The sequence below is a fragment of the Streptomyces sp. NPDC056161 genome (genome assembly GCF_042268025.1).
Taxonomy (GTDB): domain Bacteria; phylum Actinomycetota; class Actinomycetes; order Streptomycetales; family Streptomycetaceae; genus Streptomyces.
The window spans coordinates 1-15,482 of record NZ_JBHJUV010000025.1; the positions used below are offsets into that span (position 1 = coordinate 1).

Genomic DNA, 15,482 nt, shown 5'->3' on the forward strand with positions numbered 1-15,482 from the left:
GGCAGTGCCTGCCCGGCCGCCGGGGCCGCCTGCCGGGGCATCGTGCGTCCGCGGCCCAGCGGATGTCGCCCGGCCTGCACGACGGCACCACGCGGCGTTTCCGGCGGAGCGCTCAGTCGACTCCCCGGATAGCGACACCGCGCCGCCCGCCGCGCCGGCCACGATCCAGGGCGTACGGCGGCCCCGGGCGGACGTCGTACGGTCCGACAGCGCGCCGAAGAACGGGTTCGCCGCCAGCGACACCACCGCGCCCGCGGCGGTCACCCAGGCCAGCATCGTCTCCTTGGACATCCCGGAACCGGGCGCGAAGTCCTCGGCCTGGGCGGCGAGCAGGATCTGCAACGGACCGAACCAGCCCACCCAGATGGCCCCGTTGGCGAGCGAGAGCGCCGCCGTCCAGCCCCGGCCGACCCGCTCGACGGGCTCGGCCAGGGCGTCGTCGGGCGGGTCGGCCGTGGTCACCTCTGTGCCCGCAGCAGCTCCTGGAACCAGCCGTACGACGTCTTCGGGGTGCGCTCCTGGGTGTCGTAGTCGACGTGCACCAGGCCGAAGCGGCGGGCGTAGCCCTCGGCCCATTCGAAGTTGTCGAGCAGCGACCAGACGAAGTAGCCGCGCACGTCCACGCCCGCCTCGACCGCCCGGTGCAGCGCCCTGATGTGGCCGTCGAGGTAGGCGATCCGCTCCTGGTCGTCGATGCCCTCGTACGAGCAGCCGTTCTCGGTGATCACCACCGGCGGCAGCCGGTCGCCGTAGCGGTCCCGGAAGGCCGTCAGCAGCTCCGTCAGGCCCTCCGGGACCACCGGCCAGCCGAAGTCCGTCATCGGGCGGCCCTCGATCTCCCGTACCGAGAAGGGGAGTTCGGCCGGGATGGTCAGCCCGCCGAACTTGCTCTCCGTGTCCTGCGGGGCGCCCACCCGGGTCGGCGCGTAGTAGTTGACGCCGTACCAGTCGACCGGCTCGGCGATGACCTTGAGGTCCGCGTCGACGTCGCCCGGCAGCAGTTCGCCGATGCCCTGCGGGTACTGCCCGAGGAGCAGCGGGTCGGCGAACAGGCGGTTCAGCAGGACGTCGTAGAAATCGGCCGCCGCCAGGTCCTCGGGCGCGGTGGACGCGGGCCAGGTCGGGCCGTGGGAGTTGGCGATGCCGATGTCGGCGGCGCCGGCCGCGCGCAGCGCCCGTACCGCGAGGCCGTGGGCGAGGAGCTGGTGGTGGGCGACCGGCAGCGCGTCGAACAGGAGCCGCCTGCCGGGGGCGTGGGCGCCCAGCGCGTGCCCCAGCAGGGTGTGTTCGGCCGGTTCGTTGAGGGTGATCCACTGGGTGACGCGGTCGCCGAGCCGGTCGGCGACCAGCGCCGTGTACTCGGCGAAGCGCTGCGCGGTGTCCCGGTCGAGCCAGTCCAGCCGGACGGGCAGGTCCCAGTGGAAGAGGGTCGGGACGGGGCGTATCCCGGCCGCGCACAGCTCGTCCACCAGTCGGTCGTAGAAGTCCAGCCCGCCCGGGGAGTTCACCCTGGGCCAGGAGACCGAGAAGCGGTACGCGTCCACGCCGAGGCGGGCCAGCAGGGCCACGTCCTCGCGGTAGCGGTGGTAGTGGTCGCAGGCCACCGCCGCCGTGGAGCCGTCCTTCACGCGCCCCGGCTCGGCGGTGAACACGTCCCACACGGAGGGCTCACGCGCGTCCACCGCCCCCTCGATCTGGTGGGCCGAGGTCGACACCCCCCACAGGAAGCCGTCCGGGAACCGGGGAATCGGATCACCTGCATCAGTCACCATGAGCGGGATCATCCGTACCGCCGGTAACGGAAGTCAACGCCCTTGATGGGAAAAGGTGGTTGACCACTCCCCACCGCCCGGGGCCGCGCCCCCGAAGGGGCGCGGGGAACTGGGGGTCCCCCTGTTCGAGCGAAGCCGAGAACTTGGGGGAGCGCCCAGCCACGACGTAGCCGCGGACGCCCGCCCGGCAGCCGCACCCGGCATCAGCCACCCACACCGGCGCGACGCCCACCTGCCCACCCAGCGGAGCGCTCACGCTCCTTCTTTGAGCACCCGCGAGATCAACGCCCGCTGTTCCGCCGTCAGATGGGGATCCGTCGCGTACACCGTCCTTCCGTCCACCGTGATCTCGTAGTGGAAACCGTCCGGCACCCCGGCGGGCGGGGAGCCCCGGCCGGCGGACAGCGCCCGCTCGGCCAGGGACGTCCAGTCGGCGGCGTCGGGCCGCCCCGAGGTGTCCACCTCGGCGTGCCGCTCGATGCCCGCGAACCCGCCCGTGCGCCTCACCTGAATCCGCATGGTCCTTGTGTAGTACGGAACCTAGGTGGTCCGCACCCCGACCTGCTCCCACGCCTTCAGTACGGCCTGGTGCTCCTCGCTCTCGCCGTAGCGGGCGCGGGCCGCCGCGACCGTCAGCCTGGCGAAGTCGGTGAACTGGGCGTCCGCCGCCAGCTCGCCGCCGGTCAGCACGTCGTACCAGATCTGCCCGGCCCGCTCCCAGGCGTTGCCGCCCAGCGCGGTGGCGACGCGGTAGAAGGCGTGGTTGGGGATGCCGGAGTTGATGTGGACGCCGCCGTTGTCCCGGCTGGTCCTGACGTAGTCGTCCATCGTCGCGGGCTGCGGGTCCTTGCCCAGGTCCGGGTCGTCGTAGGCCGTGCCCGGTGCCTTCATCGAGCGCAGCGCCTCGCCGTGGACGTTCGGTCCGAGCAGGCCGGCGCCGATCAGCCAGTCGGCCTGTGTGGTGCCCTGGCCGAGCGCGTACTGCTTGATCAGCGCCCCGAAGACATCCGAGACGGACTCGTTGAGCGCTCCGGACTGGCCGTAGTACTCCAGGTTCGCCGTGTACTGGGTGACGCCGTGGGTCAGCTCGTGGCCGATCACGTCCACGGGGATGGTGAAGTCGAGGAACAGCTCGCCGTCGCCGTCGCCGAACACCATCTGCTCGCCGTTCCAGAAGGCGTTGTCGTACTTCTCGCCGTAGTGGACGGTCGCGAGCAGCGGCAGTCCCGCGTCGTCGATCGAGTGCCGGCCGTAGACCTTGAGGTACAGGTCGAACGTGGCGCCGAGGCCCGCGTGCGCGCGGTTGACGCTGGCGTCCTTGGCGGCCCCGTCGTGCTCGGCGTGCACCTTCCGGCCCGGCAGGGTCTCGGCGCCGTGGGCGTCGTAGACGGTGCGGTTCGGTGTGTCGGACGGTGCGCCGGTCGGTGCGACGGCGCTGCGGACCGCGGTGATCCTGCGCCGGGTGCGTTGCAGGGCGTCCTGTTCGAGGGTGCGCCGCGCGGGCCCGGCGACGGCGGAGTCCTCGTGCTGGGCGAGCTTGTCGAGTACGTGCGGCGGGACGATGGTGCAGAAGACGGGCTCGAAGCCCCCGTTCGTCGTCATGCCCGCACCCTCGCACTGTGTTATCGCGATGTCACTACCAGCAACCATGATTGGTGAAATACCGCGCCACGGCCCCGGCCCGGTCACGCGCAGTGGTATGGCGCGCATTTTGTCCGCCCTGTACGTCGGGTCCCGCATGCTGATACGGACCCGCGCATACCGCGAGCCTCGGCTAGGCTGCTGCGCATCATGCGTTTCGGGCTGCTTCTCCTTAGCTGCCGCGGCGAGGGCCTGTAGTCGAGGCCGACCCCCTCCCCGCGGAGCTTGGCGTTGTCTCGTCGGCCGTCCTGCCGGACACCGGATCCCACCGGATTTCTTCGAGGAGCCCACGCCATCATGGTCAACCGCCAGCAGCCCAGTTCCCTGCCGATCCACAAGTACGGCCGGTACGAGCAGGTGGACATCCCCGACCGCACCTGGCCGAACCAGCGGGTCACCGTAGCCCCCCGCTGGCTCTCCACCGACCTGCGTGACGGCAACCAGGCCCTGATCGACCCCATGTCGCCCGAGCGCAAGCGCCGGATGTTCGACCAGCTGGTCAAGATGGGCTACAAGGAGATCGAGGTCGGTTTCCCGGCCTCGGGCCAGACCGACTTCGACTTCGTGCGCTCGATCATCGAGGAAGAGGGCGCGATCCCGGACGACGTCACCATCTCCGTGCTGACCCAGGCCCGCGAGGACCTGATCGAGCGCACGGTGGAGTCCCTGAAGGGCGCCAGGCGGGCCACCGTCCACCTGTACAACGCCACCGCGCCGGTCTTCCGCCGGGTCGTCTTCCGCGGCTCCAGGGACGACATCAGGCAGATCGCCGTCGACGGCACCCGGCTGGTGATGGAGTACGCCGAGAAGCTGCTGGGCCCCGAGACGGAATTCGGCTACCAGTACAGCCCCGAGATCTTCACCGACACCGAGCTGGACTTCGCGCTGGAGGTCTGCGAGGCGGTGATGGACGTCTACCAGCCCGGACCGGGCCGCGAGATCATCCTCAACCTGCCCGCCACGGTGGAGCGCTCGACGCCGTCCACGCACGCGGACCGCTTCGAGTGGATGCACCGCAACCTGTCCCGCCGCGAGCACGTCGTGCTGTCGGTCCACCCGCACAACGACCGCGGCACGGCGGTCGCCGCCGCCGAGCTGGCCCTGATGGCCGGCGCCGACCGCATCGAGGGCTGCCTGTTCGGGCAGGGCGAGCGCACCGGCAACGTCGACCTGGTCACCCTCGGCATGAACCTGTTCTCGCAGGGCGTCGACCCGCAGATCGACTTCTCCGACATCGACGAGATCCGTCGTACGTGGGAGTACTGCAACCAGATGGAGGTCCACCCGCGCCACCCGTACGTGGGCGACCTGGTCTACACGTCCTTCTCCGGCTCCCACCAGGACGCCATCAAGAAGGGCTTCGACGCCATGGAGGCCGACGCGAAGGCCGCCGGCGTCACCGTCGACGACATCGAGTGGGCGGTGCCGTACCTGCCCATCGACCCCAAGGACGTCGGCCGCTCCTACGAGGCGGTCATCCGCGTCAATTCGCAGTCCGGCAAGGGCGGCATCGCCTACGTCCTGAAGAACGACCACAAGCTGGACCTGCCGCGCCGGATGCAGATCGAGTTCTCGAAGATCATCCAGGCGAAGACGGACGCCGAGGGCGGCGAGATCACCCCGGGTGACATCTGGGCCGCCTTCCGTGACGAGTACCTGCCGAACCCGGACAACCCCTGGGGCCGCATCCAGGTCAGGACCGGCCAGTCGACCACCGACACCGACGGCGTGGACGCGCTCACCGTCGAGGCCACCGTCGACGGCGAGGACACCGTGCTGACCGGCTCCGGCAACGGACCGATCTCGGCCTTCTTCGACGCCCTGCACGCCATCGGTGTCGACGTGCGACTGCTCGACTACCAGGAGCACACGATGAGCGAGGGCGCCTCCGCGCAGGCCGCCTCGTACATCGAGTGCGCGATCGGCGACAAGGTCCTGTGGGGCATCGGCATCGACGCGAACACGACGCGTGCGTCACTGAAGGCCGTCGTCTCCGCCGTCAACCGCGCGGCCCGCTGAACCCCTCTGACCAGCGGTTTCATGGGCCCGGCCGGGGTGTACGACGGTCGGGCCCACGTCGTTTACCAGCCACTTCGACGAGGAGGTAACGGAAAGGTCTCGTACGGGGTACTGACTCCGCATCGCCGATGTGGCTAACATCACGCACACGCGGCGACGTCGCCGCGTGGGCGCCGCCCACGCCCTTCGCGGCAGTGGGGGAGTTACGGAGGTGCGACGTGCTGCCAGTACGGGGACGAGACGGCCGTGCCACCAGGCTTGCCCGCATTCTGGGCACCCGCACCGCATGGACACCCGTCGCGGACGGCGAGTTCTTCTGTCCCGGCTGCGGGGGCGACCGCAACTACCAGCGGCTCACCGGCCGCCGCCGCTTCATCCTGCTCGGCGTGCCCGTGCTGCCGCGCGGCACCGCGGGGCCCGTCGTCGAGTGCGCGGCCTGCCGCCACCACTACGGCATCGACGTCCTCGACCACCCGACCACCTCCCGCTTCTCCGCGATGCTCCGCGACGCCGTGCACACCGTCGCCCTCGCGGTGCTGGCCGCGGGCGGCTCCTGCGCCCGTACCTCGCTGGCCGCCGCCGCCGGCACGGTCCGCGCCGCCGGGTTCGCCGACTGCACCGAGGACCAGCTCGGCGCGCTGGTCGAGGCGCTGGCCGCGGACACCGGCCGGGTCTTCGAGCAGCCGGGCGGCGCCGGCCTGGCGATAGAGCTGCACGAGGCCCTGGACCCGCTCGCCCCGCACCTCGCTCCCGGCGGCCGGGAGTCCATCCTGTTGCAGGCCGCCCGGATCGCCCTCGCCGACGGCCCCTACACCCCCGCCGAACGCGATGTCCTCGCCACCGTCGGAGCCGCCCTGACCATCTGCTCCGACGACGTGACCCGGCTGCTGGCAGCGGCCCGCACGCCCTCCTGACCCGGTCGGGCGTGGCGCGCGCGACGGGCCATGGGGCCAACTGGCCGCAGCGGGGCACGAGTCGGCGGTGTGCGTGCTGTGGAACATGTGATGAACGGGCGTGCTGGTGGCCTCATAATGTGAGGGGTGACTCCTCTGAGACGCGTCTTTCTCGCCGTCGCGGTGCTCGCCGCGGCGGCCGTGCCTCCCGTCCTCGCCACGACCGCCTCCGCCGGTCCCGGCTGCACCTCCTCCGTGCCGTACGTCGCGGGCCAGGACGGTTACGACACCTACCGCATCCCGGCCGTCGTCAGGACCCGCGCGGGCACGGTGCTCGCCTTCGCCGAGGGCCGGCACGACGGCGCCGGCGACAGCGGCGCCATCGACGTCGTCCTGCGCCGCTCCACCGACGGCGGCTGCTCCTGGGGGCCGCTCGCGGTGGTCGCCGCCGGGCACGGGGACACCCGGGGCAACCCGGCCCCGGTCGTCGACCCGCGCACCGGCGCGATCGTGCTGCTCACCTCGTACAACAGCGGAGCGGTCACCGAGGCGCAGATCGTCCGCGGCGAGGTGACCCCCGAGCAGAGCCGCCGGGTGTTCGTGCAGCGCAGCCTCGACGACGGCCGGCGCTTCTCGGCGCCGAAGGAGATCACGGCCGACGTGAAGCGGGCCGACTGGCGCTGGTACGCCACCGGGCCCGGCCACGCGGTGGCCCTGACCCGCGGCCCGCACGCGGGCCGGCTGGTCGTCGCCGCCGACCACTCGGCGGCCCCGCCCGCCGGCTCCGCCGACACCGGCCAGGAGCCCAAGTACTACGGCGGGCACGCCCTCTACAGTGACGACGGCGGGTGCACCTGGCGGCTGGGCTTCGTCGACGACTCCTACGACGGCCTGGTCAACGCCAACGAGTCGACGGCCGCCCAACTCCCCGACGGCCGCCTCTACTTCAGCTCCCGGGACCAGAACGGCAGCACCCCCGGCAACCGCCTCGACAGCTACTCCAGCGACGGCGGCCGGACCCTCGACCGGCCCTACGCCGTCCAGCCCACCCTGAACGACGTTCCCGTCGTCGAAGGATCGGTCCTGCAACTGAGCGGCCCGCACGCCCCGCTGCTGTTCTCGGCGCCGTCCGTGCCCAGCTCCCGTGAGGCGATGGCGGTGTGGCGCAGTACGGACGGCGGGGCGACGTTCACCAAGTCGGTGACGCTGTCGCCCGACAAGGCGGGGTACTCCGATCTCGTCCAGATCGATCAGGGGACGGTGGGTGTGCTCTATGAGACGGGGGTCTCGGGGGCGTACGAGACGATCGGGTTTCGGCTGCTGCCTGTGACGTGACCTGGCGGTCTGCTGGGGCGGTGGGGGTGGTGTTCGGCTCTTGGGGCGTTGTCCGCCGCGGGTGGGTGGGGGCTGCTCGCGCGCGCACGGCGGAGCCGTATGCCGGTGCAGCCCCGCGCCCCTTCGGAGGGGCCCTCAGAGCAGGCCCGCTGCTGCCAGGTATTTGCCGACCTGTTCTGTTTCCTGGGGGGACAGGGGGACCTGGGGGTCGGCCGTGGTGGCAGAGGGGATGATTCCGCGGAGGTGCAGGGCCGTCTTGAAGGCGCCGAGCGCCGATGAGCTGCCGCCCATGCGGGCCGGGTCACCGACGCCCACCATGCCGAACAGGGCGCACAGCCGTTCCTGCTCGGCTCGGGCGCCCGCCCAGTCGCCCGCTCGGCACAACCGGTAGAGGCGGACGTAGCCGTGCGGGTCGACGTTGGCCAGGCCGGGGACCGCGCCGTCGGCGCCCAGCGCCAGGGCCGCGTCGGCGACCAGTTCGGAGCCGGTGAGCGCGGCGAAGCCGGTGTCGCCGCTCAGGCCCCGGGCGCCCGTCACCACCTCGCGGAAACCGGCCAGGTCGCCGCTGGAGTCCTTCAGGCCGGCCAGCACACCGTCCGCGGCCAGCTCCAGCACCAGACCCGCGGGGAGCTTGGTGTGCACGGCAGCCGGGATGTCGTAGGCGATGACCGGGACGGGGCTGCGCTCGGCGACCAGCCGGAAGTGGCGGGCGGTCTCCGCCGGGTGGACGCGGGTGTAGAAGGGCGCGGTGACCACGACCGCGTCGGCGCCCGCGGACGTCACCGCCGCGACGTGGTCCAGCACCCGCGGTGTCGTCATGTCGATCGCCCCGGCCAGCACCGGCAGCCGGCCCGCCACGTGCGCCGTCACCGACTGCACCACCTGCCGCCGCTGCCGGTCGGTGAGGTAGGCGGCCTCCGAGGTCGAGCCGAGCACGAACAGGCCGTGCACCCCGGCCTCCACCAGGTGGTCGACGAGCCTAAGGAGCCCGGGGACGTCCACCTCGCGCTCCGGTGTCAGGGGAGTGCACACGGGCGGTACGACACCGGTGAGCGGGGCGGCAACGGTCATGACGACTCCCTGGGAAGACTCTGGCGCACGAGGTCGCGGGTCGACTGGTCCTCCTCCACAGGATGATGACAGCGGTAGCGATGTCCGGGGTGCGACGCGGCCGAAAAATCCGGAATATCCGATGAGCAGAGTTCGTCGGCCTTCCAGCAGCGGGTGCGGAACGGGCAGCCGCTCGGCGGGCGGGTCGCCGACGGCACCGGACCGGCCAGCGGAATCGGGTCGATCGGGTCGAGCAGACCGGGCGTCGCGGAGAACAGGGCGCGCGTGTACGGGTGCCGGGCCCGGTCCGTGACCCGGTCGGCGGGGGTCTCCTCGACGATCCGGCCGAGGTACATGGTGATCACCCGGTCGCTCATCCGCCGTACCGTCTGGATGTCGTGCGACACGAAGACCAGCGCGAGACCCAGCCGCTCCCGCAGGTCCAGCAGCAGATTGAGGATCTGCGCCCGCACCGACACGTCCAGCGCGCTGGTCGGCTCGTCGGCGACCACCAGGTCCGGGTCGAGGGCCAGCGCGCGGGCGATGGCGACCCGCTGCCGCTGGCCGCCGGAGAGCTGGCCGGGCAGGGCGTCGGCGAGCGCGCCCGGCAGACCCACCAGCGACATCAGCTCGCGCACCCGCTCCGCACGGTCGGCCCGGGAGCCCCGGCCGTGCACGTCCAGCGGGTCCCGCAGGATCCGCCGGACGGGCAGCCGGCGGTTCAGGGCGGTCGACGGGTCCTGGAAGACCAGCCCGGTGCTCGCGCCGACCAGGGTGCGGCGCTCGGCGGCCGGCATGGACCACAGGTCGCGGCCCTTGAACGACACCGTGCCCGCCGTCGGCCGCTCCACCCCCACCAGCAGCTTCGCCAGCGTCGACTTGCCGCACCCGGACTCGCCGACCACACCGACCGTCTCACCGGGCGCGACGGTGAGGTCGGCCCCGGTCAGGGCGTACACCCGGTCCCGTGCGAACAGCCCCCCGCTGCGCGCCCGGTGGACCACGTGGGCGTCGCGCAGCTCCACCAGCGCGCTCGCTCGATCACCGCTCACGTGACCGCCTCGCTCTCCGTCGTCGTCAGGTCGACCGCCGGGTGGTGGCAGGCCGCCGTGTGCGTGGCGGTGCCCGCCAGGACGGGCGCGGCCGTGCGGCACACCTCGCCCGCCAGGGGGCAGCGGTCCGCGAACCGGCAGCCCGCGGGGAAGTCGGCCGGGGCCGGGACGACCCCGCGGATCTGCGTCATCCGTTCGGCCGCCGACTCCAGCGACAGCACGCTGCCGAGCAGCCCGCGGGTGTAGTGGTGGGCCGGCGCCGCCACCAGGTCCGCGGTCACCCCGCTCTCCACGATCTGCCCGCCGTACATCACCACCACCCGGTCGGTGACGTCCGCGACCAGCGCCAGGTCGTGCGAGACCAGGATCAGCGCGAAGCCCAGCTCGGCCCGCAGCCGCAGCAGCAGTTCCATGATCTGCGCCTGCACGGTCACGTCCAGGGCGGTCGTCGGTTCGTCGGCGACGATCAGCCTCGGATCACGGGACAGCGCCATCGCGATCAGGACCCGCTGGCGCTGCCCGCCGGACAGCTCGTGCGGATAGCTGCGCAGGGTGCGCTCCGGGTCGAGGCCCACCTGGGCGAGCAGGTCGGCGGCGCTGCGCCGGCCGCCGCGCCGTACCAGCTGCTTCAGCTGGGCGCGGACGGTCATCGCCGGGTTCAGCGAGGACAGGGCGTCCTGGTGGACCATCGCCATCTCGTGGCCGAGCAGCCGTCGCCGGACGCGCATCGGCTCGGCGAGCAGGTCCCGCCCGCCGAAGCGGATCTGGCCGGTGACCCGGGCGCCCCTGGGCAGCAGGCCCATCACCGCGAGCGCGGTCAGCGACTTGCCGCAGCCCGACTCGCCGACCAGGCCCAGGACCTCGCCGGGCCGCACCTCGCAGCTGATCCCGTCGACGACGTCCACACCGCCGTGCCGCTCGGTGAACCCGATGGCCAGGTTCTCCACCGCGAGCACCGGCTGCCCGTCCGGGTCGGGCAGCGGACGGGCCCGGGACCGCAGCCGCCGGGCGGCGTCGGCGAGGCCGGGCAGCGGCAGCACCTCGCCGCCGCCGGGCTCCGGCGCCTGGAGCCGGTCCTGGTGCTCCCGCGCGTCCACCTCGCGGGCCGCCGGTGCCGCCCAGGCGTCCGAGACGCCTTCGGCGAGGACGTTCAGGGACAGGACGGTGACCAGCATCAGCAGCCCGGGGAAGACGGTCGCCCACCAGCCGCCGGTCAGCACCATGTTCTTGCCGTCCGCGATGACGCTGCCCCACGAGGGGTCCGGCGGCCGGACGCCCGCGCCGATGAACGACAGCGACGCCTCGAAGACGACGGCCTCGGCGACCTGGACCGTGCAGAACACCAGCACCGGGGCGGCGCAGTTCACGGCGACGTGCCGCAGCACGATGTGCGGGGTGCGGGCGCCGATGATCCGTTCGGCCGTCACGTAGTCCTCGCCGTACTGGTCGAGCACGTTCGCCCGGACCACCCGGGCCACCGGCGGGGTGAACAGGAACGCGATGGCGCAGATCAGCACGCCGATGCCGCCGCCGAACACGGCGACGAGCACCGCGGCCAGCGCGATGCCGGGGAAGGCCATCACCACGTCGAGGCAGCGCATCAGCGTCTCGTCGACGGCCTTGCGGGAGGTGGCCGCCACCGCCCCGAGCAGCGCGCCCACCACGAGGGCGAGCGCGGTCGCGCCCAGACCGATGGCCAGCGACCAGCGCGCCCCGTACATCAGCCGGCTCAGGATGTCCCGGCCGAGGCTGTCCTGGCCCATCCAGTGCGCGGCCGAGGGGTGCCCGGTGCCGCCGGCCGGGTCCTGCTGGTCCAGCGGGTCGTCGGGGGCGAGCAGCGGCGCCAGCAGGGCGGCGAGGACCACGACGGCCAGGACGCAGACGGCGGTCTTCGACAGCGGCGGCAGCCGGCGCCAGCCGCGCAGCCGCAGGCCGGGCCGGGCCAGCCGTTCGGTGAGGCTCTTGCGCGTGAACATCAGGCCGCATCCCTCAGTCGCGGGTTGAGAAGCAGATAGAGGACGTCGATGACCAGGTTGACCACCACGAACCCGGCGGCCGTGGTCAGCACCACGCCCTGCACCACCGCCGGGTCGCCGTTCTGCACCGCGTCGATCATCAGCTTGCCCATGCCGGGCAGCGAGAAGATCGTCTCGATGACCACCGCGCCGCCCAGCAGATAGCCGACCCGCAGCCCGAGCACGGTCAGCGGGTTGACCAGCGCGTTGCGCAGCACGTTCCGGCCGACCACCACATGCGGCGGCAGCCCGCTGCCGATCGCCGTCCGCACGTAGTCCTTGTCCAGTTCCTCCACCACGGCCGTCCGCACGATCCGGGTGAGCTGCGCGGCGACCGGCAGCGACAGCGCGAGCGCGGGCAGCGCCATCGTGCGCAGCCAGCCGGTGAACGAGTCCGCCGGATTGATGTAGCCGCCGGTCGGGAACCAGCCCAGGTCCACCGCCAGGTACTGGATCATCAGCAGCGCCAGCCAGAAGGCGGGCGCGGCCACCCCGGTCAGCGAGACGACCCGGATGACCTGGTCGGGCAGCCGGTCCCGGTAGATCGCCGCGGTGACCCCGCCGATCAGCGCCAGCACCACCGCGATGCCCAGGCCCAGGAAGGTCAGCTGGAGGGTGAGCGGCAGTGCGGTGGTGACCTGGTCGACGACCGGCGCCCGGGTCAGCGCGCTGGTGCCCAGGTCGCCGTGGAGCAGATCGCCGACGAAGTGGACGTAGCGCACCGGGAGCGGGTCGAGCAGTCCGCCCCGCTCCCGGAACTCGTGCAGCTGCTCGGGCGTCGGATTGGCGCCCTGGAAGAACGCGGACGCCGGGTCGACGTCGGAGAACCGCATCACCAGGAACACGAACAGCACGATGCCGAGCAGCAGCGGCACCAGCAGGGCGATGCGGCGAAGCAGGATCCGGACGACGGCCGTCATGCCGTCAGACCCACTTGGCCTGGAGGAGGTTGATGCCGGGGTACGGCTGTGCCCTTATGCCGGTGAGCCGCTTCGGGTTCCAGGCCGTCATCAGCTCGTTGTGGACGACCGGATACAGCACGGCCTGCTCGGCGACGACGTCGATGTAGTCCTGGACCATCGCCTTCTTCCGGTCCGGGTCCGGCTCCCGGGTCGCCCGGTCCATGTCCTTGAACAGCTGCCTGGCCACCGGGTCGGTCGCCCACCGGGTGTACCCCATCCACAGGTTGGTGGGCCCGTAGTTGTAATGCATGATCAGGTCGGCGTCGAGGCCGAACTGGTTGGGGTTCGAGGCGGCGGCGACGACCTGGTAGTCCTGCTTCTGGTCCATCTTGGTGAACACGGCCGTGGTCTCCTGCGGGGACAGCGTCGTCTCCACGCCGATCGCGTCCCAGGACGCCTTGACGGTCGGCAGGCAGTCGACGATCCAGCTGACGTTCACCGCGAGGATGTCGATCTTCAGGTTCTGCACCCCGGCGGCGGCCAGCAGCTCCTTCGCCTTGGCCGGGTCGTGGCCGTAGACCGTCTTCGCCCGCCGGTAGGAGGGGTTGCCCTCGTTGAGGAACGACGACGACGGCTTGCCGTGCCCCTTCAGCGCGACCGCGACCATCTTCTCCGTGTCGATGGCGTAGTGCAGCGCCTGGCGCACCCGGACGTCGTCGAAGGGCTTGTGCGCGGTGTTGAACATCAGGAACAGGTTGTTCATCCCGGCCCCGCCCGCCACGTCCAGCCCGCCCTGCTCCAGCCGGGAGATGTTGGCGTACGGGATGTTGTCGGCGATCTGCGCCCCGGCACTCGCCCCGGAGATCTTCGCCACGCGCGGGGCGGCGTCGACGATGGTCAGCCAGTTCATCTTCTTGAACGCGGGCCTGCGCGGGCCGTTGTAGTCGGCGAACGCCTCGAAGGTGGTGTTCGACTTCGGGTGGTGCGCGGTCTGCCGGTACGGGCCCGAGCCGATCGCCTTGCCGCGGATCGCGTCGTCCCACGCCCCGGGCTGCGCGTAGACGTGCTTCGGCATGATCTTCGCGAGCGTCAGCCGGGAGAGCCCGTCGGGGAAGGGGAACTTGAGCACCAGCTCGACGTTCTGCGCGTCGACCTTGCGGACCTCCTGGAGCCAGCTCTCGAAGAAGCCCTTGGCCAGGGTCTGCGTGTCCGGGTCGAGGATCCGGTCGAAGACGAAGACGACGTCGTCGGCCGTCACCGGCTTCCCGTCGTGGAACCGGGCGCCGGGGCGCAGCGAGAACCGCCAGGTGGTGGCGTTCGGGTCGGCCGGCACCCGGGTGGCCAGCGCCGGGTAGGGGTCCCGGGAGATCGGGTCGGTGTCCAGCAGCCCCTCGTAGATGTGGTTGTTGGCGGCCATGCAGAACGCGGACGCCGTCTGCGTCGGGTCCCAGCTGCCGTCGTTGCCGTAACCGATGACCGCGGTCAGCGTGCTGCCGCCGCCCCCGCCGCCGGTGTCGTTCGTCGACTGGGGCCCGGACGAGCAGGCCGCGAGCGACGAGGAGAGCGCGCCGGCCACGCCCAGCGCGCTGCTGTACTTCAGGAACGACCGGCGGTGCAGCGCCGGCCCGTCGTGGGTCACATCGTCGCGCACGGTTCCTCCAGGGGGTCCGAAGCGGGGTTCTCAAGGGATACGGCCGAGGAACTCAAGGGGTACGGAGGGCCAGGGAAGGACGAGGGGGCGAGGGGCGCACGGGGAGGGGAGGGGCGAGGGGAGGCGTCGGGACACGGGAACGCCGGCGGAAGCAGGCGAGGGGCTGAACGGATATCAAGCAGGATTCTGAACGGAAATCGAGCGATATGGGGGGATGAGACGGGATCCAGTCCTGGAGATACGACGTCCTACGTCCGGCCGATCAGCGCGACGATAGGAGGGCGCGTGGGACCGGTCAAGGGATCGCACACGAATGGCGTAGCCGTCAGAGGTCGCACCAATGGCACGGGGAAATGGCGGGAGTTGGCGTCGCCGCGACCGGAGATGGGACGTGGGACGTCCGGTGCGCGTACGATGCGGCGCATGCCCGAAGGGGAGCCCCGGAACAGCCGGATACAGCGCGCGGTCGTCCAGCTGATCCTCGACCGCAAGCTCCGGCCCGGCGCGCCGCTGCCCACCGAGACGGAGCTGATGGACGCCCTCCGCGTCAGCCGCAACTCGGTCCGCGAGGCCCTCAAGGCGCTCCAGGCCCTCGACATCGTGGAGATCCGGCACGGCCACGGCACCTACGTCGGCCAGGCCGGCCTCACCCCCCTGGTCGACGGCCTGACCTTCCGCACCCTCACCCGGCACGACGACCCCGGCGCCCTGGCCGAGCTGCTCCAGGTCCGCGAGGTGCTGGAGGAGGGGCTGCTCCGCCGGGTCGTGCCGGCGGTGACCGACCCGGTGCTCGACCGGCTGGAGTCGGTGGTGACCCGGATGGAGGCGGCGGGCCGGTCCGGCCGCCCGTTCCCCGAACTCGACCGCCAGTTCCACGAGTTGCTCTACGCCCCGCTGGGCAACGCCTTGGTGCCGCAGTTCCTCGGCGCGTTCTGGACGGTGTACCGGCGGGTCGCCGGCGCCCGCGGCTGGACCGACGACCCGGCCCCCGAGGTCACCGTCCGCCGCCACCGCGACATCGTCACCGCGCTGCGCGCCCGGGACGTCGCCGGAGCGCAGCACGCGATGGCCGTCCACTTCCGCGGCATCGAGTCACGCGCGGCACAGGAGTCCCGCGGGGTGGGGTGAGGCCCGGCGCCGGGCGGCGGCCGG

The 15,482-nt window shown here is 72.0% G+C and carries 13 protein-coding genes; 4 read left to right on the forward strand and 9 right to left on the reverse strand.

Annotation, left to right across the window (positions count from 1 at the left end; all coding sequences use genetic code 11):
* From ACFC09_RS23295 to ACFC09_RS23310, 4 genes are all read right to left on the reverse strand, one after another.
* Positions 1-462, reverse strand: a 462-nt coding sequence (locus ACFC09_RS23295) for an MFS transporter (protein WP_376531469.1), incomplete at its 3' end; no start/stop codon positions are given.
* A complete protein-coding gene (locus ACFC09_RS23300; protein ID WP_376531471.1) occupies positions 459-1,772 on the reverse strand; it encodes a GH1 family beta-glucosidase in 1,314 nt (437 codons plus the stop codon). The genes ACFC09_RS23300 and ACFC09_RS23295, both read right to left, overlap by 4 nt.
* Positions 1,773-2,024: 252 nt before the next feature.
* Positions 2,025-2,291 (reverse strand): protealysin inhibitor emfourin, encoded by a 267-nt coding sequence (locus tag ACFC09_RS23305; protein ID WP_376531473.1) that lies wholly within the window; start codon positions 2,289-2,291, stop codon positions 2,025-2,027.
* Between the two features lie 21 nt (positions 2,292-2,312).
* Positions 2,313-3,374, reverse strand: a complete 1,062-nt coding sequence (locus ACFC09_RS23310) for a M4 family metallopeptidase (protein WP_376531476.1) — start codon at positions 3,372-3,374, stop codon at positions 2,313-2,315.
* Between the two features lie 336 nt (positions 3,375-3,710).
* On the opposite strand from ACFC09_RS23310, the gene leuA reads away from it, so the two are divergent.
* From leuA to ACFC09_RS23325, 3 genes are all read left to right on the forward strand, one after another.
* Complete coding sequence (gene leuA, locus ACFC09_RS23315) at positions 3,711-5,432, forward strand: 2-isopropylmalate synthase (protein WP_376531478.1); 1,722 nt, start codon at positions 3,711-3,713, stop codon at positions 5,430-5,432.
* A 218-nt stretch (positions 5,433-5,650) separates the two neighbouring features.
* Positions 5,651-6,346, forward strand: coding sequence for a TerB family tellurite resistance protein (locus tag ACFC09_RS23320; RefSeq protein ID WP_376531480.1), 696 nt, complete (start codon positions 5,651-5,653; stop codon positions 6,344-6,346).
* A 126-nt stretch (positions 6,347-6,472) separates the two neighbouring features.
* On the forward strand, positions 6,473-7,660 hold the full coding sequence (locus ACFC09_RS23325) for an exo-alpha-sialidase (protein ID WP_376531482.1): 1,188 nt from the start codon (positions 6,473-6,475) through the stop codon (positions 7,658-7,660).
* A 135-nt stretch (positions 7,661-7,795) separates the two neighbouring features.
* On the opposite strand, the gene ACFC09_RS23330 is transcribed toward ACFC09_RS23325, so the two are convergent.
* From ACFC09_RS23330 to ACFC09_RS23350, 5 genes are read right to left on the reverse strand one after another with little or no spacing between them, the layout of a single operon-like run.
* Positions 7,796-8,731 carry a dihydrodipicolinate synthase family protein gene (locus ACFC09_RS23330; protein WP_376531484.1) on the reverse strand — a complete coding sequence of 312 codons (936 nt, stop codon included), beginning with the start codon at positions 8,729-8,731 and terminating at the stop codon, positions 7,796-7,798.
* Complete coding sequence (locus ACFC09_RS23335) at positions 8,728-9,762, reverse strand: oligopeptide/dipeptide ABC transporter ATP-binding protein (protein WP_376531486.1); 1,035 nt, start codon at positions 9,760-9,762, stop codon at positions 8,728-8,730. The genes ACFC09_RS23330 and ACFC09_RS23335 overlap by 4 nt, the downstream gene beginning before the upstream one ends.
* Positions 9,759-11,738 (reverse strand): dipeptide/oligopeptide/nickel ABC transporter permease/ATP-binding protein, encoded by a 1,980-nt coding sequence (locus tag ACFC09_RS23340; protein ID WP_376531488.1) that lies wholly within the window; start codon positions 11,736-11,738, stop codon positions 9,759-9,761. Before ACFC09_RS23340 ends, ACFC09_RS23335 begins: the two co-directional genes overlap by 4 nt.
* Positions 11,738-12,697, reverse strand: coding sequence for an ABC transporter permease (locus ACFC09_RS23345; protein ID WP_376531490.1), 960 nt, complete (start codon positions 12,695-12,697; stop codon positions 11,738-11,740). The genes ACFC09_RS23340 and ACFC09_RS23345 overlap by 1 nt, the downstream gene beginning before the upstream one ends.
* A gap of 4 nt (positions 12,698-12,701) precedes the next feature.
* Positions 12,702-14,330 (reverse strand): ABC transporter substrate-binding protein, encoded by a 1,629-nt coding sequence (locus tag ACFC09_RS23350; protein ID WP_376531492.1) that lies wholly within the window; start codon positions 14,328-14,330, stop codon positions 12,702-12,704.
* A 414-nt stretch (positions 14,331-14,744) separates the two neighbouring features.
* On the opposite strand from ACFC09_RS23350, the gene ACFC09_RS23355 reads away from it, so the two are divergent.
* On the forward strand, positions 14,745-15,458 hold the full coding sequence (locus ACFC09_RS23355; RefSeq protein ID WP_376531494.1) for a FadR/GntR family transcriptional regulator: 714 nt from the start codon (positions 14,745-14,747) through the stop codon (positions 15,456-15,458).
* Positions 15,459-15,482 lie beyond the last annotated feature (24 nt).

Coding starts and splice junctions, on each gene's coding strand:
- ACFC09_RS23300 (WP_376531471.1), bottom strand. CDS start 1,772: ATGGTGACTGATGCAGGTGATCCGATTCCCCGGTTCCCGGACGGCTTC.
- ACFC09_RS23305 (WP_376531473.1), bottom strand. CDS start 2,291: ATGCGGATTCAGGTGAGGCGCACGGGCGGGTTCGCGGGCATCGAGCGG.
- ACFC09_RS23310 (WP_376531476.1), bottom strand. CDS start 3,374: ATGACGACGAACGGGGGCTTCGAGCCCGTCTTCTGCACCATCGTCCCG.
- leuA (WP_376531478.1), top strand. CDS start 3,711: ATGGTCAACCGCCAGCAGCCCAGTTCCCTGCCGATCCACAAGTACGGC.
- ACFC09_RS23330 (WP_376531484.1), bottom strand. CDS start 8,731: ATGACCGTTGCCGCCCCGCTCACCGGTGTCGTACCGCCCGTGTGCACT.
- ACFC09_RS23340 (WP_376531488.1), bottom strand. CDS start 11,738: ATGTTCACGCGCAAGAGCCTCACCGAACGGCTGGCCCGGCCCGGCCTG.
- ACFC09_RS23345 (WP_376531490.1), bottom strand. CDS start 12,697: ATGACGGCCGTCGTCCGGATCCTGCTTCGCCGCATCGCCCTGCTGGTG.
- ACFC09_RS23355 (WP_376531494.1), top strand. CDS start 14,745: ATGCGGCGCATGCCCGAAGGGGAGCCCCGGAACAGCCGGATACAGCGC.